The 26,319-nt window shown below is 47.5% G+C and carries 25 protein-coding genes and 1 tRNA gene; 6 read left to right on the forward strand and 20 right to left on the reverse strand.

What is annotated here, in order from left to right:
• Positions 1–300: 300 nt before the first annotated feature.
• Positions 301–1,002 carry a PHP domain-containing protein gene (locus OU814_RS07745; RefSeq protein WP_017289505.1) on the reverse strand — a complete coding sequence of 234 codons (702 nt, stop codon included), beginning with the start codon at positions 1,000–1,002 and terminating at the stop codon, positions 301–303.
• A gap of 365 nt (positions 1,003–1,367) precedes the next feature.
• Here OU814_RS07745 and OU814_RS07750 point away from each other — a divergent pair, with 365 nt between their 5' ends.
• Positions 1,368–2,210, forward strand: coding sequence for a sensor histidine kinase (locus OU814_RS07750; protein ID WP_268181691.1), 843 nt, complete (start codon positions 1,368–1,370; stop codon positions 2,208–2,210).
• On the opposite strand, the gene OU814_RS07755 is transcribed toward OU814_RS07750, so the two are convergent.
• On the reverse strand, positions 2,188–2,889 hold the full coding sequence (locus tag OU814_RS07755) for a response regulator transcription factor (RefSeq protein ID WP_017289503.1): 702 nt from the start codon (positions 2,887–2,889) through the stop codon (positions 2,188–2,190). The two genes, OU814_RS07750 and OU814_RS07755, sit on opposite strands and share 23 nt — an antisense overlap.
• A 27-nt stretch (positions 2,890–2,916) precedes the next feature.
• The gene (locus tag OU814_RS07760; RefSeq protein ID WP_268181693.1) at positions 2,917–3,864 is read right to left on the reverse strand and encodes a glycosyltransferase; all 948 of its coding nucleotides are present in this window, start codon (positions 3,862–3,864) and stop codon (positions 2,917–2,919) included.
• Positions 3,865–3,897: 33 nt separating this feature from the next.
• On the opposite strand from OU814_RS07760, the gene OU814_RS07765 reads away from it, so the two are divergent.
• Positions 3,898–4,392 (forward strand): cytochrome, encoded by a 495-nt coding sequence (locus OU814_RS07765; protein ID WP_268181695.1) that lies wholly within the window; start codon positions 3,898–3,900, stop codon positions 4,390–4,392.
• Positions 4,393–4,464: 72 nt separating this feature from the next.
• Positions 4,465–4,725: a DUF7219 family protein gene (locus OU814_RS07770; protein ID WP_017289500.1), complete on the forward strand. Its 261-nt coding sequence runs from the start codon at positions 4,465–4,467 to the stop codon at positions 4,723–4,725.
• A gap of 130 nt (positions 4,726–4,855) precedes the next feature.
• On the opposite strand, the gene OU814_RS07775 is transcribed toward OU814_RS07770, so the two are convergent.
• From OU814_RS07775 to pyrH, 7 genes are all read right to left on the reverse strand, one after another.
• Positions 4,856–7,006 carry a CHASE4 domain-containing protein gene (locus tag OU814_RS07775; RefSeq protein ID WP_268181698.1) on the reverse strand — a complete coding sequence of 717 codons (2,151 nt, stop codon included), beginning with the start codon at positions 7,004–7,006 and terminating at the stop codon, positions 4,856–4,858.
• 139 nt (positions 7,007–7,145) lie between these two features.
• A complete protein-coding gene (locus tag OU814_RS07780; protein WP_017289498.1) occupies positions 7,146–7,352 on the reverse strand; it encodes a hypothetical protein in 207 nt (68 codons plus the stop codon).
• 161 nt (positions 7,353–7,513) lie between these two features.
• Positions 7,514–7,585: transfer RNA gene (locus tag OU814_RS07785), tRNA-Lys, on the reverse strand.
• A 135-nt stretch (positions 7,586–7,720) separates the two neighbouring features.
• On the reverse strand, positions 7,721–9,343 hold the full coding sequence (locus tag OU814_RS07790) for a PRC-barrel domain-containing protein (protein ID WP_268181700.1): 1,623 nt from the start codon (positions 9,341–9,343) through the stop codon (positions 7,721–7,723).
• A 9-nt stretch (positions 9,344–9,352) separates the two neighbouring features.
• Complete coding sequence (locus OU814_RS07795) at positions 9,353–9,532, reverse strand: hypothetical protein (protein WP_017289496.1); 180 nt, start codon at positions 9,530–9,532, stop codon at positions 9,353–9,355.
• A gap of 312 nt (positions 9,533–9,844) precedes the next feature.
• Positions 9,845–10,393: a ribosome recycling factor gene (gene frr, locus OU814_RS07800; protein ID WP_017289494.1), complete on the reverse strand. Its 549-nt coding sequence runs from the start codon at positions 10,391–10,393 to the stop codon at positions 9,845–9,847.
• On the reverse strand, positions 10,380–11,108 hold the full coding sequence (gene pyrH / locus OU814_RS07805) for a UMP kinase (protein ID WP_017289493.1): 729 nt from the start codon (positions 11,106–11,108) through the stop codon (positions 10,380–10,382). The genes frr and pyrH overlap by 14 nt, the downstream gene beginning before the upstream one ends.
• 153 nt (positions 11,109–11,261) lie before the next feature.
• Here pyrH and purL point away from each other — a divergent pair, with 153 nt between their 5' ends.
• The 3 genes from purL (at position 11,262) to OU814_RS07820 (ending at position 15,984) form a co-directional block, all read left to right on the forward strand.
• Positions 11,262–13,589, forward strand: coding sequence for a phosphoribosylformylglycinamidine synthase subunit PurL (gene purL, locus OU814_RS07810; protein WP_268181703.1), 2,328 nt, complete (start codon positions 11,262–11,264; stop codon positions 13,587–13,589).
• 93 nt (positions 13,590–13,682) lie between these two features.
• Positions 13,683–15,164, forward strand: coding sequence for an amidophosphoribosyltransferase (purF, locus tag OU814_RS07815; protein ID WP_190651177.1), 1,482 nt, complete (start codon positions 13,683–13,685; stop codon positions 15,162–15,164).
• A gap of 106 nt (positions 15,165–15,270) precedes the next feature.
• Positions 15,271–15,984, forward strand: coding sequence for a hypothetical protein (locus tag OU814_RS07820; protein WP_268181706.1), 714 nt, complete (start codon positions 15,271–15,273; stop codon positions 15,982–15,984).
• Between the two features lie 5 nt (positions 15,985–15,989).
• Here the strand turns inward: OU814_RS07820 and OU814_RS07825 are convergent, their stop codons facing one another.
• The 10 genes from OU814_RS07825 to OU814_RS07870 all read right to left on the reverse strand — a co-directional run bounded on the left by OU814_RS07825 (position 15,990) and on the right by OU814_RS07870 (position 26,142).
• Entirely contained in the window at positions 15,990–16,412 is a 423-nt protein-coding gene (locus OU814_RS07825; RefSeq protein ID WP_268181708.1) for a hypothetical protein, read from the reverse strand.
• 3 nt (positions 16,413–16,415) lie between these two features.
• A complete protein-coding gene (locus OU814_RS07830; RefSeq protein WP_268181710.1) occupies positions 16,416–17,789 on the reverse strand; it encodes a GH1 family beta-glucosidase in 1,374 nt (457 codons plus the stop codon).
• The gene (locus OU814_RS07835; protein WP_017289487.1) at positions 17,782–17,973 is read right to left on the reverse strand and encodes a hypothetical protein; all 192 of its coding nucleotides are present in this window, start codon (positions 17,971–17,973) and stop codon (positions 17,782–17,784) included. Before OU814_RS07835 ends, OU814_RS07830 begins: the two co-directional genes overlap by 8 nt.
• A complete protein-coding gene (locus OU814_RS07840) occupies positions 17,954–18,907 on the reverse strand; it encodes a PhoH family protein (RefSeq protein WP_017289486.1) in 954 nt (317 codons plus the stop codon). The genes OU814_RS07835 and OU814_RS07840 overlap by 20 nt, the downstream gene beginning before the upstream one ends.
• Before the next feature lie 29 nt (positions 18,908–18,936).
• Positions 18,937–20,211 (reverse strand): histidine--tRNA ligase, encoded by a 1,275-nt coding sequence (gene hisS / locus OU814_RS07845; RefSeq protein WP_268181714.1) that lies wholly within the window; start codon positions 20,209–20,211, stop codon positions 18,937–18,939.
• A gap of 167 nt (positions 20,212–20,378) precedes the next feature.
• On the reverse strand, positions 20,379–21,758 hold the full coding sequence (locus tag OU814_RS07850; protein ID WP_268181716.1) for an FAD-dependent oxidoreductase: 1,380 nt from the start codon (positions 21,756–21,758) through the stop codon (positions 20,379–20,381).
• The gene (gene cobD, locus OU814_RS07855) at positions 21,734–22,774 is read right to left on the reverse strand and encodes a threonine-phosphate decarboxylase CobD (RefSeq protein ID WP_268181718.1); all 1,041 of its coding nucleotides are present in this window, start codon (positions 22,772–22,774) and stop codon (positions 21,734–21,736) included. The genes OU814_RS07850 and cobD overlap by 25 nt, the downstream gene beginning before the upstream one ends.
• A gap of 34 nt (positions 22,775–22,808) precedes the next feature.
• The gene (locus OU814_RS07860; RefSeq protein WP_263970850.1) at positions 22,809–23,102 is read right to left on the reverse strand and encodes an HU family DNA-binding protein; all 294 of its coding nucleotides are present in this window, start codon (positions 23,100–23,102) and stop codon (positions 22,809–22,811) included.
• 708 nt (positions 23,103–23,810) lie between these two features.
• On the reverse strand, positions 23,811–24,518 hold the full coding sequence (locus tag OU814_RS07865; RefSeq protein ID WP_242044412.1) for a Uma2 family endonuclease: 708 nt from the start codon (positions 24,516–24,518) through the stop codon (positions 23,811–23,813).
• A 4-nt stretch (positions 24,519–24,522) separates the two neighbouring features.
• The gene (locus tag OU814_RS07870) at positions 24,523–26,142 is read right to left on the reverse strand and encodes a DUF6930 domain-containing protein (protein ID WP_268181720.1); all 1,620 of its coding nucleotides are present in this window, start codon (positions 26,140–26,142) and stop codon (positions 24,523–24,525) included.
• Between the last annotated feature and the right edge of the window lie 177 nt (positions 26,143–26,319).

A 26,319-nucleotide genomic window follows, 5' to 3' on the forward strand; every position in this document is an offset into this window, starting at 1 on the left:
CGACCATAGCGATCCTGATACTGTTAAAGAACTCGTTAAGACACAGGAAAACAAATATGCAGACTTCTAAGAAGCACTTGGGTCAATCTGTGGGAATGGCTGTGTTGTTTGCTATGGCTTGTATGATGCTGGTTACGTTTATGTCTCGCATGGGCTAAGTTCTTGCAAACCTGAAGCGCTGCATTTCAACATCACAAGTCTTGATCTTCATTAATTTTCTAGAATTTTCTAGCAATATTTCTCATAATTTAACGGGCAGAAGCATTTTCAAGTTGCTTTTGCCCTTCGCAGTCTTTAAGCCTACAATCTCTGCAATAAGCTCATGCCATGTGTATCTGTCCCACAGGTACTGAGCAACTGATACTGAGATTGCAGCTTTGCAACTCGGTAAGTTTCCTTCGGGCTAGGAGTCCAAGGCTTTGGATTGTTGTAGGCGTAGAACGTTTCCACGCCATCGATGCCAATCATTGCCGCCGCCGGAATTAATTCATCTGCCGATCGACGATATCGAGCTGGATGCGCCAAAACTGCGATGCCGCCTGCTTGTTGAATTGCCCCAACCACATTCACTGCATGAGCACGATCGCCTTGGGGAGCAACCCCCGTAAAATAAGATGCGATCGCAGAATGCCCTGGATTAAACGCAAACCCTAAAATATGAACTTCCGTATCGAGCAATCTAGCCGTAATTTCCGTTCCCGTCCATAACTGGGGAACCGCAAATCCCAAAGCCTGCTGCGCCTTCAAATAACGCTGAGCCGCTTGATTTCCAGAGATCTGATGGTGATCCGTAATTGCAAACCCTTGGAGAGACAAATCGATCGCCTGTTGCGCCAACGCTTCAGGAACTAACTGCCCATCTGAATGCTTGGTATGCATATGGAAGTTATAAGTACGCGGACAGCTTTCCGCTGTCAACGAAGCAAACACCTTTCTGAGAGCCACCGCATCTTGCGCGGCTGGAACGTCTACAATCGAACCGGGAGCAAGATAAGCAGCCATAAATCGCCTCAAACATTACTGGCAGGTTACGGGACTATATCTAATGTAATGTACAGCTTAAAAAAACGTTTCAGTAATCGATACCTAAGTCATTGAGTATAACTGATGTCATTGATTACTCTCATCAAAAAACTGTCACAGAAGGGATTTCAGCCCATGTACATTCAATGGTAGATTGCATACACAATCCCCCTAGTTGCATTTATTGATGTGTAAGTTCCTGTCCGCGAGAGTACTTCGGTAAGCAAGTTGCGAACATTTCGCACCCTATCCGAAGTCTCTGCGTCGGCTAATTGATCCGCCCCCTCAATCCGCCCTCGCAACGGCAAATCGGCTGATTTTGGTTGAGTTCCCTGAAAACGTGAATGATTTCTAGTCCGAGTAATAATGGGTTTTCCCAGCAGTTAGATGCCATTCGGCAACGTATTGCTGTCATTCGAGATCGAGTGTTGTCGCAGTCTAATTTAAGTCTGTCCAGTGAGATTCACGAAGAGTTCCAGTCTGCGCTCAACGTGCTCGAAAGTGCTCAGACGGTGATTCAGCAAGCAGAAACGAGTTTAGACGTTGCTCAACTTCGAGCGTCTGTGCGAGAAAAAGAGATTTTACTGCGTGAGATTCACCATCGGGTGAAAAACAATTTGCAAGTCGTTTCGAGTTTGCTCGATCTGCAAGCAATGCGAACACAAGATCCGACTGTGCAAACGATCTTGCGAAATAATCAGAGCCGGATTCGATCGATCGCGCTCGTTCACGAACGGCTTTCTCAGTCGAGTCAGATAACTCGAATCAATTTAGGCGAATACATTCAGAGCTTGACGGCAATTCTAGTGCGAATCTATGCGCTCGAACCAAATCGCATTACCTTCCGGACTGAAATTCAAGGAGAGATTGAACTCTCCTCAAATCGAGCCGTTCCGGTCGGGTTAATTTTGAATGAGCTTGTTTCCAACGCTCTGAAACATGGCTTAGCGGGGGAATTTGGAGAAATTACCGTTTCATTGCGAATTACAGATGCTCAGATCACACTGATTGTCAGCGATAGCGGGGAGCGGTTTCCAACCGACTTAGATTTGATGTCGCCGCGATCACTGGGTTTTCAGTTGATTAATTCACTTGTACAGCAAATCGACGGCATTCTCACCGTCAGCCGCATTCCGAATACGATGATTGCCGTTCGATTTAGTGCTAATGACTTGCAGGAGTCGTAAGCCCGTGTTCTAATGCGAATCTGACTAATTCGGTGCGGCTATTTGTTCCCGTTTTGCTAAAAAGACGGCTGACGTATTTCTCGACATTACGAACGCTGGTGTCGAGCCGACGGGCGATTTCTTTGTTCATCAAACCATCGACGACGAGATCCAAAACGCTCTGCTCTCTCGGAGTAAAGTCAAGTTTCATCGGCGCGGGCGTTTGCGCGATCGCGCCCCGCTGCATCAAAATTGCTCGAATTTCTGCAATCTGGCGCGAGAGTTCTGCAATATCTGCATCACTATCGCCACTGGAGACTTTCGCGGCTGCGCGTTGTTTGAGAATTCGAGTGACGATCGCAACTAGCTCATCTGGATCAAACGGTTTGGGTAAATACGCATCACAGCCTGCGTCATAGCCTTGAATGCGATCGTTGGTCATCCCCCGCGCCGTCAGAAAGATCACAGGTAAGGTTTCAAATCTGGGATCGTCGCGGAGTTGCTTCAGGAATTCCAAGCCACTGACCTGCGGCATCATAATGTCAGTGATTACGAGATCGGGCATCACACGCTGAACAGTGTCCCAGCCCTCACGGGCATTACTGGCAGTATGCACGGTGTAGCCACTGTCTTCGAGATAGGCTTGCACTGCTTCTCTGAGTCCAGGCTCATCATCGACTAATACGAGTTGCTCCGGCATTGTTGATCCCTCTGACACGTTCGCTTTTTAATTTAACGAATTTTGGGGCTGTTGTATCAATGGCTCGATTGTGTGTGCTTGTGGTGAGAGGGTTGCTTGTCGCTGCCCTTGGGCACGGGCATGAAGACAGAACAATCCGATCGGAGTGTTAATCAAATCGACAAACGCCGCTTTGCCTTTGATTAAATTCAGCGTTGCGATCGGAAATTCTTTCAAAATCCAACGCAGCAATCGATATCGATATTCTCCAAACTGGGGTTCGCGCATTAAATCGATGCCATGTAAGTCATGCAGATAGCGATTTGAACGTCCATATCTACGCCATTGGCTTTGCAGTTCGGAGAACGTCGTACGATGACGGTGACGAACGATCGCAGTTTCAGCAAAGCGCAGTTGCCAAGCCGTCTCGCGCAGAATGCGCCAACAGATATCGGCATCGCCACCCGTTGTCAGGTAGGGGCGGAATAATCCAACTTCTTTGAATGCTGCGGCGCGAATGGCAAGATTTGCAGTTTGTCCGTAAGCGTAGAAAGGATGATTGAGCGTGTGTTTTTGAGACAGGGTTTCTTGTCGATCGGCGTATTGTTCTAATAATGTATTGCCGGGTAATGCTTTGATTTCGCCTGCAACGAGTCCGACAGCGGGATCGCAAAATGGCTGAATCAAATCTTCTAGCCAATTGGGTTCGGGACGGCAATCTGCATCCGTAAAGGCAAGAATTTCACCTTTGGCGTTTTGAATTCCGAGGTTTCTTGCGGCGTAGGAGCTTTGAATTTCGGATTGCTTGAGCGATCGTAGTCTTGGATCTTCAATCTCATTTAATAATTCTGCCGTACGATCGTTGCTATTGTTATCCACCAATAAACACTCAAAATTCGCGTACGTCTGCGCTTGCAAGCAGGCGAGGAGCGGCGGTAAGTCTGCTTCACCGTTATAAATTGGCACAATCACAGAAACAAAGGGTAAAAAGCTCATGCCGAGTTCTCAGAATTCGATTCTGATGTCAACATGCCCAAAACAATCATTGGGGTAATGGGAGCGGGCGAACATGCAACTCCGCTCGACCTGCAAAATGCTTACGAACTGGGTCAGCGCATTGCTGAAGCAGGTTGGATCGTGCTGAGTGGGGGGCGCAATGTAGGGGTGATGGATGCAGTCAGCCGTGGGGCAAAAAGTCGTGATGGATTGACGATCGGGATTTTGCCTCGGATCAATTCTGCGATGTCAGACGCGATCGACATTCCGATCATCACGGATATGGGCAACGCGCGAAACAATATTAATGTGCTGTCGAGTCACGCAATTGTCGCCTGTGGAATGGGAGCGGGAACAGCTTCAGAGATTGCTTTGGCGATTAAAGCGGGTAAGCGTGTGATTTTAATCACAGAAGATTTGCAGGCGCGGGAATTTTTTCGATCGCTCAATCCAAATTTAGTCAGCATTGCAGAAACAGCCGCGATTTCGCTGGAACAACTGAAAGTGATTCTCTCTACACAAAAATAATCGTGTCCTACTTTTCGCCTACTAGGGTAGACATTAGGATAGGGGTGCACCTCTATCGTGTAGGGCTGAATCGTGACGAACAATCCAGACCAAAGAAAAGAAGAGTTCTTTTATCCAACCGCACACTATCGAGGAGAGTTCACACCTGAACGCCTCGCATTTAACGCAAACTTACAGGAATTTGCTCAGCGCGTATCGTTACTCTGTGGTTTGGAAACTTCAGGCAAGATTCCTCCAGGAGACGCTTATAAGCAGATCAAAGAATTATGGCATCAGCTAAAGGAGTCTAAGAAAAACTTGCTGGATCAAACTAGCGGATCAGAAGAGAGTTAGAACCTTCAAAAACTAAGATGGCGATGACTTCTGAAGCATCGAACTCGGTTCGTCCTCAGCATAAGAAGTCATCGTCCACCAAGCTTATTTAAGGCAGACACTAGCGCGAGACGCAGGACTACCCAACATCTCAGACGGCAGAATTCGGGGGCAAGCATTTGGGAAGTCCGATGATAAAGGTCGTGCCCTGCCCAAGCGTTGAGTCACACGCTAACGTTCCGTCATGCTGTTCGACAATAATTTGATAACTCAAAGATAGACCTAACCCAGTTCCTCGCCCTACAGGTTTCGTGGTGAAAAACGGATCGAAGATTCGACTTCGGACTGCTTCGGACAAGCCCACACCCGTGTCTCTAATAGCAATCTCGATCTTGTCATTGTTTTGGCAACGGGTGCGGATCGTAATCGTGCCAGCGGGATTATGAGTTTTCAATGATGAAGCCTCATTCGATTGAGCGGCGATCGCTTGTCTAGCGCCGCTTGCCTCCTCAATGGCATCGATCGCATTCGCCAGAATGTTCATAAAGGCTTGATTCAACTGCCCAGCGTAACATTCAACCAAGGGCAGTTGCCCGTAATCCTTCACAATTTGAATCGCTGAATTGCTCCCCTTCACGGTCAATCGGCTCTGTAAGAGCAACAGAATACTATCAATACTGGTATGGATATCAACTACTTTGACTGTCGCTTCATCTAGCCGTGAGAACGTTCTGAGTGATGTCACAATCTCTTGAATTCGCTCGGCTCCGGTTTTCATCGAGGTGAAGGCTTTGGGCAAGTCGGTGATCACGAATTCTAGATCGAGCGATTCGATCGCAGATTGCAAAGATGGGGGAGGAGTGGAATACTCCTGTTGATATAAGCGCAATATCTGCAAGAGGTCGTCAACGTAATTTTTGGTATGCTCGAGGTTGCCGTAGATGAAACTAACGGGATTGTTAATTTCATGGGCAATGCCAGCGACGAGCTGCCCCAAGCTGGACATTTTTTCACTCTGCACTAACTGCATCTGCATCTGCTGCAACTCCGATAGCATTTGCTCTAAAGAGTGCGTCTGGTGTCTCAATTGCTCTTCGGATTGTCGCAGTGCGTCCTCGACTCGCTGTCGCTCCCAGATCTCGCCCTGCAACTGTTCCACGACCGTTTGTAGTTCCCCATTGGTCTGTGTGACTTGATCGAGTGCTGATTTTGTTTCTCCTTGGGCTTGCTCCAGCGTTTCCAGCAGTTCATTGATGTTCTGGGTCAAACTCGAGATTTCATCCTGTCCTGCTCCGGTCAGTCGGTGAGCCAAGTTTTGACTGATGCGAATACTATTGACACCGCTACTTAAACGAAGTAGGCGAGACAAGACTAACTGTTCCGAGAGAAAGATGGTGATGCCCCCGAACGTAATCCCAAGGAGAACGATCGCGATCATTAGCTGCTGTTGGCTTTTTGCTGCTTCCTGATAGAGCTTGCGAGGAATCTTAACCTGAAGGAGAAGCGCAGGTTGGTTACGCAAATCCGTTACTCGCCCGTAGCCGACAAGCGTTGTTTCAGTCAACGGATGAATAAGAATGGGATTCTGTGCGGAGAGCGCGGAACGAGCCGCCGCCGCATCGGCTGGGAGATTTGAACTCTGAAGGGAGTAGATCTGGAGGGGAAAGCGAGTGATTTTAGATAAATTGGTAATGGCTTCTGCATCAATGTAGCGACCGAAGATAAGCGCGCCTCGTACAGGACCTTTCCTCTCGGAAGTTAGAATCGGCTGACATGTGATTAGCATCAGACCTTCTGGCAGCACAAGAATCCCGGTCATAGCTCCTTTTGTCTGAGCCTGCTCGAGAAGTAACTGATTCGTAAACAGTTTGGGCAGTCCTGCGGGGATGGGTTGGAAGTGCTTGGTCTTCAGATCGAACCCTGTCCCGTAGACAGTTCGACCTCGCGTGTTTATAAATAGCACCAAGTTAACCTTCAAGTTCGCCAATTGCTCAGGAATTAGGTTGGATTTGAGGTAAGCGTCATTGTGGTCTTGAATAAACTGGTAGGTATCATCCCAAGCCGACCAATCACTGTAGCGCACTGTGAAGGCTTCTTGGTCTTTGGCGAAGACATTGAGAACGCCTTGGAGCGATTCCCGAGCACTTTGTTCTTCAGCAATCTTGAGGCTACCCAACAGGATGGTAGATGAGGCGAAGTAGACGACTCCGGTTAAGCTCGCAAGTGTGAAGCTCAAAACCAGTAGGGTTTTCTCACGCAGCTTCAACTTATTGAGGAACCGGATCGGAGGAGACTTCATCATACCGCTGGGTTTTAATGCTTCCTTAGCGATTGGCTTGATTGACAACGAACGAGCGCCCTAATCAGAGCAGGAACATCTCAATTAGACTCAGTTCTACTCAAGCAGAGAGAGCAACTCTATCTCTACAAGATGAGCTTTGTCAGACCAAGCCCCAGTTTTTGATCAGGTTGACGCTTCGCTGTAGCCTAAATGGACGAAATGGAGTTGCAATGACCGCGACAGCGGTTTCCTTCCCAGCCAAGAATTCCACTCCTGCATCCCGTTCTAACATTTGTAAAAATTTTGCTATGTTGGGATAAAAACGGGATGAGTAGCGCGATCGCTCAGAAATCAAAGTTTCTTCCACACCGATTTAGAAGCGCTGCCCTATACAAAACTAAACCTATACGAAATTAAAAAAGCGCCAGCACATCAATTCTCTGAATCTTGCTGACGCTTTTCTAAATTAAGTATCCAAAAACCAGACTGAAAAGTTTTATCCTCTTTTCATGCAGGCTTTAAGGATTATGGGTCGCCCGGGATTCGAACCCGAGACCAGTCGGTTAAAAGCCGAATGCTCTACCGCTGAGCTAGCGACCCGCTTGTTGCTCAACCTTAGCTAGAATAGCACATTGTTTTAAGATTTCAATCAAAAAGATCGACTTTTTTGAAATGCAAAATTTTACGGGCAGCGAGAAGTCGGAGTTTGGTCAAACTCCGACTTTGATGCGATCGCTAATTCACTTGGGGGACGCCATTACCGGAACGGGCATGTTCTCGCTCTAGCGATGCGATGCCGACTTCTGGGGCGCGGAGTTCCTCTTCACGAATAGTCGGCTCTTTGGTGTAGACCGAACTCAGCAGAATGTTAATCACTCCACTGTCTTCGGCTTGCCGAATCGCCTTGTGAGTAATAATTTCACCCACATTCAAAATCACATTGTCTTGCGCATCTAAAATCACGCGATTGACAGGACGACCTAAAGCCTGTTCAACTCGATTGCGATGAATCGCTTTCTGACTGCGCCCTTGATACTCTGCAAATTTTTCTTTGGTGTTATTCCAAAGCGTTCTGAGATTTTCACCTGCGATCGCAGCTTCTTGCTGAAATTGACTGGTCGCCAACGATGCCTCTCGCTGAAATTGGTGTTTTGCTAAGGTCAAAGATTGGTTCGTATTGCCGCGTAGAGCTTCTGTTGGCTGCAATCCTACCGCATCGAGAAGCGTGACTTCTTGCCCTGCGGCAGTCGCTCTTTGCACCACAATATCGGTGACGATTTGCCCCGGAGCGACGATGATTGCACCCGTGTCGGAGCGAATCATGCGATCGGCACGTCGCCCTTTCGCTTGCTCAAGTCCCAATCGCGCTGTGAAACTTGAGAGGCTTTCATTCGCTCTCTGACTAAGGCTCTGAAACCCGGTGTTGACACGATCGCTAATCTCTTGAAATCCTGTACCGACGCGCTCATTCACATCCTGAAATCGACGATTGAAATCAGGGGTCAAACTGCCACCCGTCGCCCGATAAAGGTCGTCTAAGGCATCCGCGAGACGAGCATGTTCTGCAATGTCGATCGTAATCACCTGATCTTTCGCAACGAGCAATTGTCCTTGATCTGTAAAAACGTCTCGATCGACGGTTTTGCCAATGATGTAGGCGAATTGTTCATCTGGATCAATGAAGCGATCGCGCAATTCTTGCGTTGCAGATTGCAGTCTCAACTGGGCTGCTTCTGAACCTTGTTGAATTTGTTGATTTGCGGCTTGTGCTGCTGCTTGAATTCTTTGTCCTGCAAGTTCAGACGATTCTTGCACGCGAGTCGATGCGGTTTGCATTGCGCCTCGAATTCCACCGACTTGCTCTTCCATTAATGCCGCCGTTTCAGGCGGAACAAACGTCACATCTTCGCCGATCCGCAGCGTTTGGGGAGCAGGAATAAATGATCGACCGGAATAAGCATCCGCAAAAATCCCACCCGAGGCTTCATACCCCTCGATCGCACCAGTTTGCTCATCAAAGAAGAAATCGACAACCGAACCAAGGAACTGCCCATCGGTTGTGACAATTCGCGTGCCTTTAAGAATAATATTGCGATCGAGAACTCGATGAATCTGCTCACTATGTTTTGCAGAAATAATGTCATCTCGACTTGAAATAATTAACGTATCTGTTCCAATCGCTCGCAGTGATCTCAACTCGATCACTTTTGCCGAGCGAAATAATCCCGATTCTTCTACCAGTACACCTAATAAGTGATTGGTTTCTTGATCAAAAATTAGATCTTGAACCCATGCCACTCGCTTTCCTGTATCAAAAGCAATCACGCTTTTATTTAGAATGTCGCTACCTTTTCTCATGATTTCCTTTTAAATTTCAGAGGGTTCTTCCATCTGGCTAATCATGGGAGAGGGAGTCGTGCGCCCAAAACCTGGTACAAGATTGATATAGCCAAAATATTCGAGTGAAACTGCCACAGCCGCAGCAAGAATTGCAATCAAGGCGATCGCTGGAGTTGGATTTGAACGTTTCCCAATAAGACGTGGCATTGTTATAGTTTGAAAGATGATGGATTCAATAAAAAGCAAGCTTCAAGCCGATTAAGCCAGATGTTCTTAGTGTATTTTCTGGTTCATTTCTTGCCGTCAATCGACTGATATAAATCATTGGAAAGATGAACTCTATCCAGAAGTAGAGATTGGATAGTGTGCGGTCGTTTTTTATTGATTTAGAGTTTGACTCTCTTGATTCAAGAAAAAAGAAGAGAGGATCTGAAACGTTTTCCAAACTCACGGATTTCAATAAAAAAGTCGCGATCGCCAAATTTCTCGACGATCGCGACTTACATCACAAAATTCTCACTAAACGGTCGTAATATCTTTTTCTTTCTCTGCTAAAACCTTATCGACTTCAGCAATATATTTGTCCGTCAGCTTTTGAATCTTATCTTGAGTATCACGGGCTTGATCTTCAGAGATTTCTTTTTCTTTCTCCTGTTTCTTCACCGTATCGACTCCATCGCGGCGAATATTGCGAATTGAGACTTTGCCTGCCTCCGCGTATTTTGCCGCCAGCTTCACCAATTCCTTCCGGCGATCGCTCGTCAAAGGTGGAATATTCAATCGAATGGATTGACCATCATTATTCGGAGTCAATCCAATATCTGAGAGCGAAATCGCCTTCTCGATCGCATTCATACTGCTGCGATCGTACGGCTGAATTTGAATCGTCGTCGCATCGGGAGTCGAAATATTTGCCAACTGCTTGAGCGGCGTTTCCGATCCGTAGTACTCGACCGTAATCTTATCCAGCAGGCTTGAATTCGCGCGACCGGTGCGGATTGTATTAAAATCGCGACGCACCGCATCGATCGCCTTTTTCATATGGTCTTCTACATCAGCAAACTTCACAAAAACCTCCGACAATCGTTCCGATAGATTCTCCTGCGACCGCCCGCTTGATGTTGCCCCGCACAGACAGGTCAAAGACAATGATAGGAATATCGTTATCTTTGCACAACGCGATCGCGGTACTGTCCATCACCTTTAGATCCTGTTGCAAAACATGCGAATAAGTCAAACTCTTAAACCGCTTCGCGTCTGGATTCTTTTTCGGGTCAGAATCGTACACCCCATCTACCTTTGTAGCTTTAAACAGCACTTCTGCATTAATCTCTGCGGCTCTCAGTGATGCAGTAGTATCCGTCGTAAAGAACGGATTTCCTGATCCGGCTCCAAAAACCACGACTCTTCCTTTTTCCAAATGTCGAATCGCGCGGCGACGGATATACGGTTCCGCGACTTCTTGCATCGCGATCGCAGTCTGCACACGGGTTGGAATGCCAATTCGTTCTAACGCATCTTGCAGCGTCATTGCATTCATTACCGTTGCAATCATTCCGATATAGTCTGCGGTGGCGCGCTCCATCCCGGCTGCTGCACCCATCATGCCTCGAAAAATATTTCCACCGCCGACCACGATCGCAACTTCAATGCCTTCGTTTACGAGTTCTGCCACTTCCTCAGCGATACCATGAACTACGGCAGGATCAACCCCATATGAAAGCTCTCCCATTAGAGCTTCCCCGCTAAGCTTCAGCAGAATCCGCCGATACGTGACTCCCATGTATTTATTTTTTGTCGTAGTTGTGTCCAACTAAAGATAGCAGTTGATCGGAATTTTGTGATCCCTTTGTCAATCTTTAACTCGATCGAGAATTCACGCAAACTCGTCTGCCTTGCCATAGAATAAGTACCTGTTCTTTCCAGGCTAGGGTTTATGTCTGTCCTGTCATCTGCGCCGTTCTCCGCTGCCGAAATTGCATCTGAAGGGATTCAGCCCGAAGAGTATGAAGAGATTGTGCGTCGGCTCGGTCGCCATCCAAATAAAGCTGAACTGGGAATGTTCGGGGTGATGTGGTCGGAGCATTGTTGCTATAAAAATTCGCGTCCATTGTTGAAGCAGTTTCCGACGGAAGGAGCGCGGGTTTTAGTCGGCCCCGGTGAGAATGCAGGAGTCGTTGATTTGGGCGACGGGTTGCAGTTGGCATTTAAGATTGAGTCGCATAATCACCCATCGGCAGTCGAACCTTTTCAAGGAGCAGCCACTGGGGTAGGCGGGATTCTGCGAGATATTTTTACGATGGGGGCACGCCCGATCGCGCTTTTAAATTCGTTGAGATTTGGATCGTTAGAGGATGCTCGCACACGTCGGATTGTCAATGGTGTCGTCGCTGGGATCTCCCATTACGGGAATTGCGTCGGGGTTCCGACGGTCGGCGGAGAAGTCTACTTCGATCGAGCTTATTCAGGCAATCCCTTAGTCAACGTGATGGCATTGGGATTGATGGAAACGACTGAGATCGTCAAATCAGGTGCGAAGGGTTTGGGAAATCCAGTTTTATATGTGGGATCGACGACCGGACGCGATGGCATGGGTGGAGCAAGCTTTGCGAGTGCAGAGTTGAGTGATGAATCGATGGACGATCGTCCGGCTGTACAAGTTGGGGATCCGTTCTTAGAGAAGTCTTTGATTGAAGCTTGCCTAGAAGCATTTAAAACAGGTGCAGTCGTTGCGGCTCAAGATATGGGAGCCGCAGGAATTACCTGTTCAACTTCCGAAATGGCGGCAAAAGGGGGAGTGGGCATCGAATTGGATCTCGATTTGATCCCAGTTCGAGAAACCGGAATGGTTCCGTATGAGTATTTACTTTCTGAATCGCAAGAGCGAATGCTGTTTGTTGCAGAGAAAGGAAGAGAACAAGAACTGATTGATATTTTCGAGAAGTGGGGACTACATGCAGTTGTCGCGGGGAAAGTGATCGAAGAATCGATCGTCAGAATTCTCTTCCAAGGTGAAATTGCTGCCGAAATTCCCGCAACCGCTCTTGCCGACAATACGCCGATTTACCATCGCGAATTGCTCAGCGAACCGCCTGAATATGCTCAAAAAGCTTGGGCTTGGACAGTTGAGAGTTTGCCGGATGCTACAACTCAAGGCATTCTGGGTCACAGTTGGAATGAGGTTTTGGGAAAAGTTCTGAAGTCACCAACGATCGCATCGAAACAGTGGGTCTATCGCCAATACGATCACCAAGTTCAAAACAATACCGTTTTACTTCCTGGTGGCGCAGATGCCGCAGTCGTCAGAGTTCGACCGTTAGCAGATTCCACGTCCTCATCAGTGACCCCGAATCCAGCGGCACTCACGAAGGGCGTTGCAGCAACCGTTGATTGCAATCCTCGCTATGTTTACTTGCATCCTTATGAAGGTGCAAAAGCGGCAGTTGCAGAAGCAGCGAGAAATCTGAGTTGTGTCGGTGCAGATCCGATCGCAATTACCGACAACTTAAATTTTGGTAGTCCAGAAAAGCCGATCGGATATTGGCAACTGGCAGAAGCGTGTCGCGGATTGTCCGAAGCCTGCCGAGAATTTGAAACTCCCGTCACTGGCGGCAACGTTTCGCTATACAACGAGACCCTCGATTCTCAGGGCAACCCCGAGCCAATTTATCCGACTCCAGTTGTGGGAATGGTCGGATTTATTCCCAACCTCGATCGCATTGCTGGACAAAGCTGGAAACAAAACGGCGATGTCATTTACTTGCTCGGTTCCGATGCGTTGACGTTGGGTGGATCAGAATATTTAGCGATCGTGCATCAAACCATTGCTGGAAAGCCCCCGACCGTGGATTTTGACTTAGAGCGAAAAGTGCAAGCCGTTGTGAGATCAGGGATTCGCAGCGGTTTGATTCAATCCGCACATGACTGTGCCGAAGGAGGAATCGCGATCGCACTTGCTGAATCGTGCTTTGGGAATCAGCTCGGAGCCACGATCGACCTTGCTGCAACCGACTCGCGGCTGGATCAAGTCTTATTCGGAGAAGGGGGAGCGAGAATCTTAGTTTCGGTTCAAGCTGACTCGGTTGCAGAATGGGAAGCGGTTCTTCAAAAAGAAGTCGGCGACCATTGGCGAAAACTAGGAACTGTAGGTGGGGATTCCTTGAAAATATCGATCGCCCAAAACCTAGTTATCGACGCTAGGATCTCAGAACTATTCGCAGAATGGTCAAGTGCGATCGAGAACGGACTTGACCCTAACGAATAGTCCGAACCGTTGTGTGAGATATTTAAGACAATGTTAAGGATTGGGAAAATTCTTAGCGTTCCGATTGCTGTCTAACTACGCAAAACCAAGCCTATGTTGCCTGATGACACGTTTTCTGTAGATCCTGCTGAGCAACGTCCCGACAAACCGGAAGAAGCTTGCGGGGTGTTTGGGGTTTTTGCTCCAGGCGAGCCTGTCGCAAATCTTGCCTATTTTGGGCTGTTTGCGCTACAGCATCGCGGTCAGGAATCTGCCGGAATTGCTACGTTTGAGGAAGGAGATGTAATTCATCTCCACAAGGATATGGGGTTGGTTTCGCAAGTCTTTAATGAAACCAAACTCAAGGATTTGCCAGGATATTTAGCGATCGGGCATACGCGCTATTCGACAACGGGATCGAGTCGCGTGGTTAATGCTCAGCCTGCACTCGCAAAATCACGATTGGGAACGCTAGCGTTAGCACACAATGGAAATTTGGTGAACACCAGCGAACTCAGAGCCGAGCTAGCTGAGACGAATCATGACTTCATCACCACAACCGATTCAGAAGCAATTGCATTAGCGATCGCTGAAGAAGTGAATCGAGGAAACGATTGGGTGAAGGGAGCAATCAATGCGTTCAAACGCTGTCAAGGTGCATTTAGTTTAGCGATCGGGACTCCAGACGGCATGATTGGCACTCGTGATCCCAATGGGGTGCGCCCGCTAGTGTTAGGAACATTGGCACAAGAATCTCACGATCAGCCCTTGCGATATGTGCTGGCTTCAGAAACTTGCGGACTCGATATTATTGGAGCCGATTACGTTCGAGATGTTCAACCCGGTGAACTGGTCTGGATTACCGAAAATGGCATTGAGTCGATTATGTGGGCAGAACAGCCTGTGCGCAAGTTGTGCATTTTTGAAATGATCTACTTTGCGCGTCCCGATAGTGTGATGCACGATGAAACGTTGTATAGCTATCGGTTGCGGATCGGGCGGCAATTAGCAGCAGAATCGAATGTTGATGCTGACATTGTGATTGCTGTGCCGGATTCGGGCGTTCCTGCTGCGATCGGGTTTTCTCAAACGTCTGGAATTCCTTATGCAGAAGGTTTGATCAAAAATCGCTATGTTGGTCGGACTTTCATTCAACCGACTCAAGGGATGCGAGAAGCCGGAATTCGCATGAAGCTCAATCCGCTCAAAGATGTACTTGCTGGAAAGCGGGTGATCATTGTTGATGATTCGATCGTGCGCGGAACCACCAGCCGCAAGATTGTGAGAACCTTGCGCGATGCAGGAGCGATCGAGGTACATATGCGGATTTCTTCGCCGCCTGTGACGCATCCTTGCTTCTATGGCATTGATACGGACAGTCAGGATCATCTGATTGCAGCAACAAAATCGATCGAGGAAATTGCGAAGCAGATCGAAGTCGATTCATTGCAGTATCTCAGTTGGGAAGGGATGTTAACTGCAACCCGCGAGAACCCGGAGGAATTCTGTTCAGCATGTTTTACCGGAGACTATCCGATCGCGATTCCGGAGACGATTAAGCGATCGAAGTTGATGCTGGAAAAAGCTGCAAAATAAAGCAACCTACTCTGAGGTTTGTGCAACCTCAGAGTAGTTAAAATCTTTCTTGATCGAGAATCTGCATGGTACACTGACCAACAATTCGTAGTGACAGTCGGCATCTATGCAAGTTCAATTTAGGCTCGCTGGGAATCTTGTTGTAATTGGATTGTTAGGCGGATTTTTTGCCGCATCTGAGGTACAGGTGCAATCCCAGACCTTACCACCCCCCCCAAATGTTCCTGTCTTTCCTCCCAGTGCGCCTTTACCCTCTGTCAATCCTGCACCGATCATTGTCCCCCCTCGGATACCTGATAGTCCTCCAGCACCCAATGATCGAGTCTATGCTCCTCGCATCAACTCAGTGCAGCCGATCAGGGGTCAGTTCCGGATCTACATCGATAGCGCCAGTCCATTCATCTTGCAGCAGGCAAGGATGATTCAGCCGGATGCTTTTTTTCAGAACCTTGCAGGGCGACGGGTGATTCAAGCAGGACTGTTTACGGATGAAATGAAAGCTCGTCAGCAGCTTTCAAGATTCGCAGCCCAGGGACTTGAAGCTCGAATCTCAACGCGATCGCCGCAATCAAACTTTGAACCCTCGGCACCTCAGCGCGGTTACTATGCAGTCGTACCAGGGAATCGCAGTGAAGTTGAGGAATATCGAGAGCGTGCTGTGCGTTTAGGGGTAACGCAATCGATGCTGCAACTGCGCGATCGTCCTCGCGGCTTGCATCTCGCAGTCGGCCCTTTTCAGAATCGCAGTGAGGCAGAACAGGTCGTTCAGTATTTACGCGATCGCGGCAGTTTGGATGCGCGATTGTTTTACGATCGCTAACAATGCTACATATACATTGCCATGACCCAACCGAGTCCCAGTCCCATCCATGTAACAATGATCAGGACTGCTAAAGATGCAAAATAGCTGAATTCTGCTGTTTGGAGATCAATGCGTACTAATGCTTCTGCACACAGAACCATAATCACTGGGATGAAAATTTTAAACCAGTTGAGCAAGATCGAGGCAAAGGCTGCGAGCATGAGCAATGACAGAAATGCGATCGTGTCCGAGCGAAACCATTTGGTCAGGATCTTTTCAGAGTTTGTGAGGGGACTCATCAACATCAGTGCGAGGAAAACGCCCAAAATTGCAGCAGAAATGATGGACGACCAAAGATGCGAAGTTGTGATGATCAATTTGCTAAAGATCGCATAAGCGATCAAGAGCAGCGATGCTGAAAGCCAAGGCAACTTTCTCACAAGCATGGATTAGACCACTCGATTTTGACGAATACACTCAGCGTACCAGTGATAACTCGATTTCGGGATTCTCTGCTGATTCTTGTAATCGACATAGGTAATTCCAAAGCGTTTATCGTAGCCGTATGACCATTCAAAATTGTCCATAAAGCTCCAGATAAAGTAGCCCAATATGGGATAGCCTTCGATCGCGGCTCGATGAACGCTTTGCAAATGCTGACGCAGGTAAAGAATACGATCGAGATCAAACACTTCTCCCCGAGCGGTCAGATCATCTTGAGCGGCACATCCATTTTCTGTAATAAAGAGCGCTAAATCAGGACGATTCAACGTTTCGCTCACATGGCGAATTCCCCAATACAAACACTCTGGCACAATCTGCAACCAAGGCATATTCAACGCTGGATAGTTTTTCGGAAAGTTAATCCATTCACAGCCTTGCCAATTGTCAGCGGCTCGGATGTAAGTTCCGGTGTAAATATTTAATCCCAGAAAATCGAGAGGTTGGTGAATCGTTTGGAGATCACCGTCTCGAATATCTGGAGCATCATTTTTTAACTGTTCTAACAATGCGGAACTATATTCACCTGTTAATGCTGGATAGATAATGCCACCATTGCCAGCGTGATAAGGAAATGCTTTCTTTGCAGCTTCGATATGTTCGGGAGATTCATAAAGCGGAACTGTTACACCAAAATTATCGACTAGCCCGATCGAGCAAGATTTCGGAGAATTAGCACGAATCGCTTGACACGCTAATCCATGCGCCAGTAAAGCATGATGAGAGGTTTGCCAAACTTCTTTTTTCGATCCCACCTTAGTTCCAGGAGCATGTTGAGGCGTTTTTCCTACGCCATATCCCATGTGGGTAAAGCAGGTGATCTCATTCAGCGTCATCCAGTTTGTAATGCGATCGCCCAAGTTTGACACCACGACTTTCACATACTCTGCAAAGTCTTGCGCCATTTCTCGACTGCGCCAGGAGCCGTATTTCGTTTCTAATGCTTGGGGACTGTCCCAATGAAACAATGTGGCATACGGTGTAATGCCGTGATCGAGTAAACAATCAACTAATCTGCGATAAAAATCAAGCCCTGCCTGATTTACAGTCCCGCGCCCGTCAGGCACAATTCGACACCAGGAAATACTAAACCGATAAGTCTGGACTCCCAGTTCTGCCATCAGTTTGATGTCGTCTTTATAGCGATCGTAATGTTCACAAGCGATCGCGCCCGTCTGTCCTTGAAACGTTCTGCCTTTGGTCGCGCTGAATGTGTCCCAAACGCTGGGCTTACGTCCATCGCGATCGACTGCGCCTTCAATCTGATAGGCAGCAGTCGCGGTTCCCCACTGAAATCCGGTTGGAAATTGCTGGCTAGTCATGTTGATTGAGTAAAAGAACGATCGCTAAAATTGCAGTCGGAGATAACACTGCAAATAATACATTCAATGTCGTGGGCGGAATCTCTGCAAATGGAGCGAGATATTTAATCACGATCGACAAGATTAAAGATGCGACCATGACTTTGACAATCACAGCCAGCGTATCAAGTTTCGTAGCGTTCATAAGCTTCGACAATTTTTTGAACAAGTGAATGGCGCACAACATCTCCTTTCGAGAGATTACAGAATGCGATCGACTCGATCGGTTTCAAAATCTTCTGTGCCATTGCTAAACCCGATTCTTGATGCATCGGCAAATCGGTTTGAGTCAGGTCGCCTGTGACCACCATTTTCGATTTAAATCCAAGTCGAGTCAGCAGCATTTTCATTTGCGCTGGTGTGGTGTTTTGTGCTTCGTCAATGATCACAAAAGCATTGTTTAGAGTTCGACCGCGCATATAAGCGATCGGAGCCACTTCAATAATTCCGCGCTCCATCAAACCGCCGATCTTCTCCGGTTCGACAAATTCATAAAGCGCATCATAAAGCGGTCGCAGATATGGATCAATTTTCTGCTGCAAGTCTCCGGGCAAGAAGCCTAATCTTTCCCCCGCTTCCACAGCAGGACGAGTCAGAATCAAGCGCTCATACTGATTCGACAAGAGCGCTTGAATCGCCATGACGGCTGCGAGATAAGTTTTTCCTGTTCCGGCAGGTCCAATACAAAACGTCAGATCATGCGATCGAATGGCCTGAATATACTGTCGCTGCCGAAATGTTTTGGCTCGAATCGCTTCGCCGCGTCGAGTTCGTCCTAGCACGTCCTGCTGAATCGTTTGCAATTCGCCTTCTTGATGCGTATCGAGCGCATGTCGAGCCGTGAGAATATCGACACTAGAAACCGCTTGTCCTTTGCTCCACGTATCTGCCAGCGATTCGATCAGTCGTTTGACCAGATCGACCTGATTTTTGGTTCCCGTAATCAGGAGATCTTGACCGCGCATCACCAGCTTTGCGCCAGTCTGATGAGCTAGCGTTTTCAAATTGTCTTCTTGATTGCCAGAAAGCGCGATCGCACTTTCTGGATTCGGCAGTGAGAACGTAATGGTTTCGACCATGCAATCCTAAATAAGTACTCTGTCTCAGTCTAGGCGTTTTCCTCGAATTGTTGCCGTAGTGTTGCAGGATTATTCATTAATTCAGATTGGGTGATCTCGCTTTGCGCTCCAGATTTTAACCATTTCAATTGAGCCGTGCCATTTTCCGCTTCTGAATCTCCGAGAATCAAACATGCGATCGCACCCGATCGATCGGCACGCTTAAACTGTTTTCCAAAGGCGCTGCCGCTCATGTCTAACTTCACAGTAAAGCCAGAACGACGCAAAGAGTGAGCGAGTTTCAACGCTTGAGCTTCAGCTTTCTCACCACGCGAAACAACATAGAGATCAACAGGATTGACAACAGATTGCTGAATTTGCTGCAACAAGATCACTAATCGCTCTAATCCCATTGCCCAGCCGACCGCAGGCGTTTCTGCTCCGCCTAACTGTGAAACTAATCCGTCATATCTTCCGCCAGCACAGACGGTCGCTTGTGCCCCCAAATCATCAGACTGAATTTCAAACACGGTATGCGTGTAGTAATCTAATCCACGCACGAGCCGAGCATTGATATTACAAGCAATGCCTAAATCTTGGAGTAAGGCTTGAACGCGATCGAATCTCTGCTGCGATTCTGAACTGAGATAATCCAAAATACTCGGCGCACCCTGTAGAATCTCTTGGGTTTGTTTGTCTTTAGAGTCCAAAATTCTCAAAGGATTCTTGGTAAGCCGATTTTGAGAATCTGGATCAAGTTTCTCTTGGTAAGGGGTGAGATATTCAATCAATGCTGTTCGATACGCTTGACGATCGTTGGCATCTCCGATCGAATTCAATTGCAAGGTGAGATTTTTTAAGCCAACTGATTGCAGAATATCTGATGCGATCGCGATTGCTTCTGCATCTGCTCTGGCATCTGCACTGCCTAAAACCTCAACGCCCAATTGATGAAATTGCCGTTGCCGACCTGCCTGCGGACGCTCGTAGCGAAACATCGGGCCTAAGTACCACAAGCGCTGCACATCTCCTTGAGTGTGCATTCCATGTTCGATATAGCTACGCACTACACCTGCTGTTCCTTCGGGGCGTAAGGTAATTGAGCGATCGCCTCTGTCTTTGAAGGTGTACATCTCTTTTCCGACAACATCAGTTGTCTCACCAATGCCACGTTCAAACAGATCGGTTTGTTCAAAAATCGGGGTGCGAATTTCTTGATACGCTGCTCGCCCTAAAATCTCTCGTGCGATCGCTTCTACTCGCTGCCAATTACTAATTTCTTCTGGCAAAATATCTCGCGTTCCGCGAGTCGCTTGAATACTCATATCAAAACTTGATCCGTTTAACTCACTCGCGAAATTCCCTAGCAGTCAGAGATTAGCGCTAATTCCTGACATATCTTATGACAATTCCTTGCCCGGTTTACACTTTCGTCAATCCTGTTCGGTGTGTAAATAGGCGTGTCTAGTAGTTGAACACAATAAATTGACAACTACTTCACCCGTCCCCGCTGCCAAGCCAAATAACTTTCTCGCAAATCCTGTAAGAACTGATTGCGGGTTGAGGCTTGCCATTCTTGAGCCGCATTACGCAATACTTCTGACATGGCAGGAGACGCAGGAGAAAATCGCTCGAAGCATTGCACCTTCAAATTCTCGGACATTGCCAGGGAAATTGCATTGATCATCTCGATCGCTCCCGATCCGACAATATGCGCCCCTAAAATTTCACCACTCCGCCGCACAATCAACTTACACAATCCCGTTGCCTCTCCGGTAATTTGTGCCTGCATCAGGGGGCTAAACGGTTGCCGCAATACCAAAACATCTTTACGATAACGTCGATGCGCTTGTGACTCGTTTAAGCCAATCCAAGCACATTCAGGTTCAGTCGCAACAGATTGAATTGCGCGATCGTAATCTACTTTGAAAATCGGTAGAGTTGTCAGATTTTTCAGAACTACATCCGTTTGATAGCGGGCGATCGACTGCACTGGATGCGCGATCCAATAAACTCGCGGATGATTGGTTTGTAAGCGATCGTTGAGTTGGATCGGTTCGTAAATCTCCATTGCTTCGAGATTCAGATCTGAGATGATAGGTTGCCAACCAACCGTGACAAGTAATTCATCTGCCTCGATCGTATAGTTTTCAATCTCGATCGCTTTTTTTGTACCCACTTGCTGAATTTGCTTGATATGCAGCGCATTAATGATGCGAATCCCTTCAGCTTCTAGAGCCGCTTGAACTAAGAAGGCTGCCTCTGGATCTGCCATAGTCAACAAGTGAGGTTGACGCAGCAGCATTGTGACTCGCGACCCCAATCGGGCATAGAGTTGCGCAAACTCTATCCCGATTGGATCATCGCCAATAATTGCGATCGATTCTGGCACTCTGAGTAAAAGCTGATCCGCCGTCAGATAATTAACACTTGATAAGCCAGGTGGATCAGGAATGGCAGATCGATAATCTTTTGCAATCAAATAGGCGGATGATCTCAAAAGTCTCCCATTTACGACAAATCCGGTCTGTGGCTTGCGACAGAACTCGCCTGCACCTGGAATAAATTCAATCCCTAAAGTAGCTAATTTTGCCGGATCATAGAATTCTTGATGCGATCGATCCACCACATTCATGTAGTGCTGGATCGATTCAAACGAAAGCGATCGCACCTCAGAATTAAAAAAAGAACGGGAACGATTCACTTGATCCAACTTCTTAGTCAAGTTGGAGAGAATATGCACGTGGGGAAATTTTGGCTGACAATTTTGCGCCACAATTGCGACTCTGGCACGCTTTCGTGCTGCTGCGATCGCAGCATAAATTCCAGTTTCTGAGTATCCAAGGATTACGACATCATATTCAGCAGACATGTGCTTAGCCCATCGATCAATCGTTGATTTTCCGAGCTGAGGCGGACTGCAACTCGAAAATAGCGATCGCCTAATTCCGGAAAACTAAGACAATCTCGAATAAGCATCTTATCGTGTTCGAGCAGGTCTTTCTGTAGTTGTGAAACTGAACACTCGGATTTGACTAAATAGAAATTCGCGGCTCCGAGGTGTGGAGATAAGCCTGGAATTTGGTTTAATCCTTCAAATAGCTGTGGACGTGCTGCTTGTAGCCAGTCAAATGTTTGTTTCTGGAACTCAATATCTTGGAGCACGGCTTCTGCTGCTTTTGCTGCCAAAATATTCACTGACCACGGATCACGCCGCTCTTGCCAAGTTTTCAAGCGATCCGGATGAGCAATTGCATAGCCAAATCGTAATCCTGGCAAACTGTAAAACTTTGTCAGCGATCGTAAAATCACTAAATTTGGATACTCTTGCACGTCTCCAATCAAACTTTGCGATTGGTCGGGCGGCAAGAAATCCATAAAGGCTTCATCGACAACCACCAGTTCAAATCGGTGCAGCTTCTCTAAAATCCACGATCGATCAAACAATTTCCCTGTGGGATTGTGTGGATTATTCAGCAATAGACCTGCATTTCCGGTGAGATCTGCCTCGATCGGACATGTTTTTATCTCAGCACCAAAGGCTTTCAACGCGCGGAAATAGTCCCCAAACGCTGGAACAAACAAAACGGTATTCGCCAATTCTGCTAAATCCCAACATGCCCAGGTGAGCAACTCAGCCGAACCATTACCGGGAAGAATCCAATCCGGGGAAAGCTGGTGGATCTGAGCTAGCATCGATCGCACCTGCTGATAATTCGGGTCTGGATAATCCCGCAGTAAAGGCAATGCAGCTTCAATCGCTTCAATTGCCGATCGCGGTGTTCCTAACGGGTTAATACTGGCAGAAAAATCAAGAATTGCATTGGGGGAACAGCCAGCGAGACGTGCTGCCCAAGATAAATTTCCCCCATGTGCTGGACGAGCCAATGATTTTACCTGCCTGTTTCTATCGGATTGAAACTTATTCCGGAGCAACTTTTTCTTTGAACAGTTTACCTGCCGAAAATGCAGGCACGCGAGTTGCAGGGATTTCCATCTTATCGCCAGTTTTGGGGTTACGTCCTTCGCGCGCTTTACGTTCGCGGGATTCAAACGAACCAAAACCAACCAAGGTCACTTTATCACCTGACGAAACTGCCTCAACGATCGTTTCGATCGCTGCGGACAAGACTGCATCAGCTTGCTTTTTCGTGACACTTGCTTTTTCTGCCACTGCATCAACGAGTTCACCTTTGTTCATAGCCTTTCTCCTCAGAGAGTGATGAATGTTTTGTTTGTCTCAAATGAGACTGTTTTGTCGAATGCCGAAGATCGAATTCAGATCGGCTGAAACTCCGATTCTCTCGAAATTTCAATTGCTCATTCTATAGTCTGTTTCAAAAAAGTGAACGTCCGAAACGACTAATTTGTATGGATTTTAGGAACTTTTTTCTATTTTTTCAGTTTTAGCTGAGTATTTGTACCCAAAAAATCAGATTTCCTGATCAAACGTTGCTGAAGTTTAACGATTTTGCAATATTCATCAGCGATCGAGCGCGATCTTGATTCTCAAGGTTTCAGTCTCACGTGAGACAAGCTCGGCGCAAAATTTATTGGCAAATCAGCGATCGATTGGAGTGGGAAGTTGGGAGCGAGGAGTGGAGAGATAGGGAAAATCTGAAATCTATAGTTGCTGATTTCCATCTCGCCCTTCCGAAAAGTAAGTAGGTGGGTGTAATTCAACATCAGTTCGGCAAGTTCTCTCGCTTCGTTGCTCACCCGCCCCGGAATGAATTCGGGGCTAACGCTGCGAAGTCCACTCTGGGACTAACAGCCGATAGAAAACGCCTTCTTCAGTGGGTTTCAACCCAGTTCGCACCGTTAGCCCTGGAATTCCATTCCGGGGCGGGACGCAAACGAGAGCAGCTATCTTTCAATTCATTTCACCTCCCTACTTAAATGCAGTGGATGAGTAGCTCTCTTCTTAAATCTGATCTGGATCAACTCCCATCTGCCGCAATCGTTCTGCAAGTTGATTGGCTCGTTGCTGAGCTTGTTCTGCCTGTTGCTGAGCTTGTTCTACTTGTTGCCGAACCTGTTGAAGTTCTCGATCGAGTTCGTCATAACTTAAGAACTTCTCACCATTTGGGCGGTAAATCTGCATCGGATTGACTGTGACATCAAACCAAATCCCCAAACGAGGACTGACATAGTTTGGAAAATCGTCAATCTCTTCAAGTGAAATATCAGTTCTGAGCCAACCGCGCAATCGGTTTGTGTCTGGATCGTAGAGATAGTATTCTTCAACCTCATAGCGATCGTAGAACAATAATTTTTGATCCATCTCCTTCTGTGTGTTGCTTGGAGACAAAATCTCGAACACCACTTGAGGCGGAATGTTGCCTTCTCGGTGCTGGACATAAGCGCCCCGTGCTGCCCCTTTGACTCCAAACGGATCACCTTTCGGTCTGCCAAAAACAACCATCGCATCCGGTGCAACTCGAATATTGGCTTTGCCTTCAACTGGATACCAGAGCAAATCGCCTGCAACAAAAATATTCGGATAGTTCTGAAATAGAAGATCGAGATTCTTTTTGATCAAAACAATCCATTCAAACTGCTTGGTATTATCCGACATTGGCTTGCCGTCGCTTTCCGGGTAAGTTAGGTCTGCTTTGATGTCAGAAACCATAAGTTTAGAATCCATCAATTGCAAATTTCCGTTCTAACGTACCTAAGCCGAGATCTTCTGAGGTCAGCGATCGCACTTCATAGAGCGCCATCATGTCTTTTAGCCCTGGATTGCCCCGGCTGCCTCCGGTCAAACCTTTAGCAATCAGCAAGCCACAAATTCCCTTGGTTTTCTTACAGCGCTGATCCCATTTTTTCCGGGCTTGGGCGTGCGTGGGATCGTCTTCTTCAAACTCACCAAATAAATGAAGTTCCTGATTCTGCGTTTGCAGCAGCCCTAAATCATAGCGATCGTCCACAAAGGGATCAGAGCCAGGATTAAAGCAAATTCCGTTCAAGCCACCTGCGGCTTCAATTTCCTCGATCATCTGTTTCGCTTTGGGACGCGACGTTTGGATCAAAATAATCGGCAATCCTTCTCCGGCTTGAGTTGGCGCTTCAAGTTGGAAATGCTGAACCGACAATCGCATCATTTCCACCATGTCCCACGGCACAACGCCTAAGCTGAGAAACGAATTTTCAGGAACGAGATCATCGCGAATGATTGGCATTGCGCTCAGATCCTCGTCTTCGTCCTCGACCATTCCATACAGTTCTTCTGCAACCTCTGGCAGCGTTGTCACTTTGACTGAAATTGTCTCGCCATCAGGAGCGGGAATTTTAAATTTGCTGCTGAGCGCCGGGAAATCCTCGTTCATCAACTTCCGGCGATGCTGTTTCAAAAACCGATGCAGCGCTTCTAAAACGGTGATGAATGCCATCGCTTCTTCATCGTAGAGAAACGATCGAATGCCTTCTAGCGGATGCAAATTACCAAACACAGGCTGCAAGATTGGCTCAAAGCGATCTAAATCTAAATCGTCTTCGTCCTCAAAGTCGTCTTCATCCTCGGTTTCATAGGTGAGAAACAAACAATCCTGGGCTAAAAATGCCTCTTCCATCCGCTCCATCGAATCGTTAGAAAGCACACGCTGACGAAATTGGCGCAGAGAATCGAGCGATCGATAGAGCAAAATTCCATACTCCATGCCCAACATGCCCATGACTGAGGCATAGACGCAGCCCAAATCCCATCGATTTAACTCAATTTCAATGATTTTATGGTCGGGCAAGATTGACCAAGGTGCGTCTTCCCAGATCACATCTGCTTTCGCTAACAATTCCTCGGCAAATTGGGGTGGAATAGAGGGCGGACGAGAATTCGTTGCATCCTGAAAACCGCGAAAAATCTCATCAATTAATGGCAAATCGGGAACGTAATCAAGTGCGATGTCGAGATCTTGAAGCACACCTCTTAAATAGAAGAGGATTTCACGATCGCGCACGACAATTTTCTGCGGTCGGGCAGGCTTGGCTGGACTATGCGGATGTTCCATTGCCCGCAACAACGTTCGGACGATCGCTTCATGTCCGGTCTCTGGCGGCACGACATCCATCGCTCTGACGACCCCTTGCGAGCCATCCACCCAGAGAATACATTCGCCATCACTGGGTGTACTGGAATCAGACCAATTTGCCTCGATCGGCACACCAGACGAGAGCGCACGGCGATCGCCTTCCCACACCGATTGGATTTGGGGTAACTCTAACAGCCGACGATAAGTAGAGGGGTTGAGACCAGTCATAACCAAACCAGTGAACACGGTGAAGCAGTAGATTTTATCTTAGTCTGTTCCTCTTGTCTCAGCACCGATTCGCTTAAGGTTCCGCAATGTTTATTGCCAAGGCGCGTCGGGCATAGAGTTGCTAAGATGAAAGTAAATGGTCAAAGGACTTCACCTCTCCACCTTTCTACAGGAGCG

Source organism: Leptolyngbya sp. GGD (assembly GCF_026735145.1).
GTDB classification, from domain to species: domain Bacteria; phylum Cyanobacteriota; class Cyanobacteriia; order Leptolyngbyales; family Leptolyngbyaceae; genus Leptolyngbya; species Leptolyngbya boryana.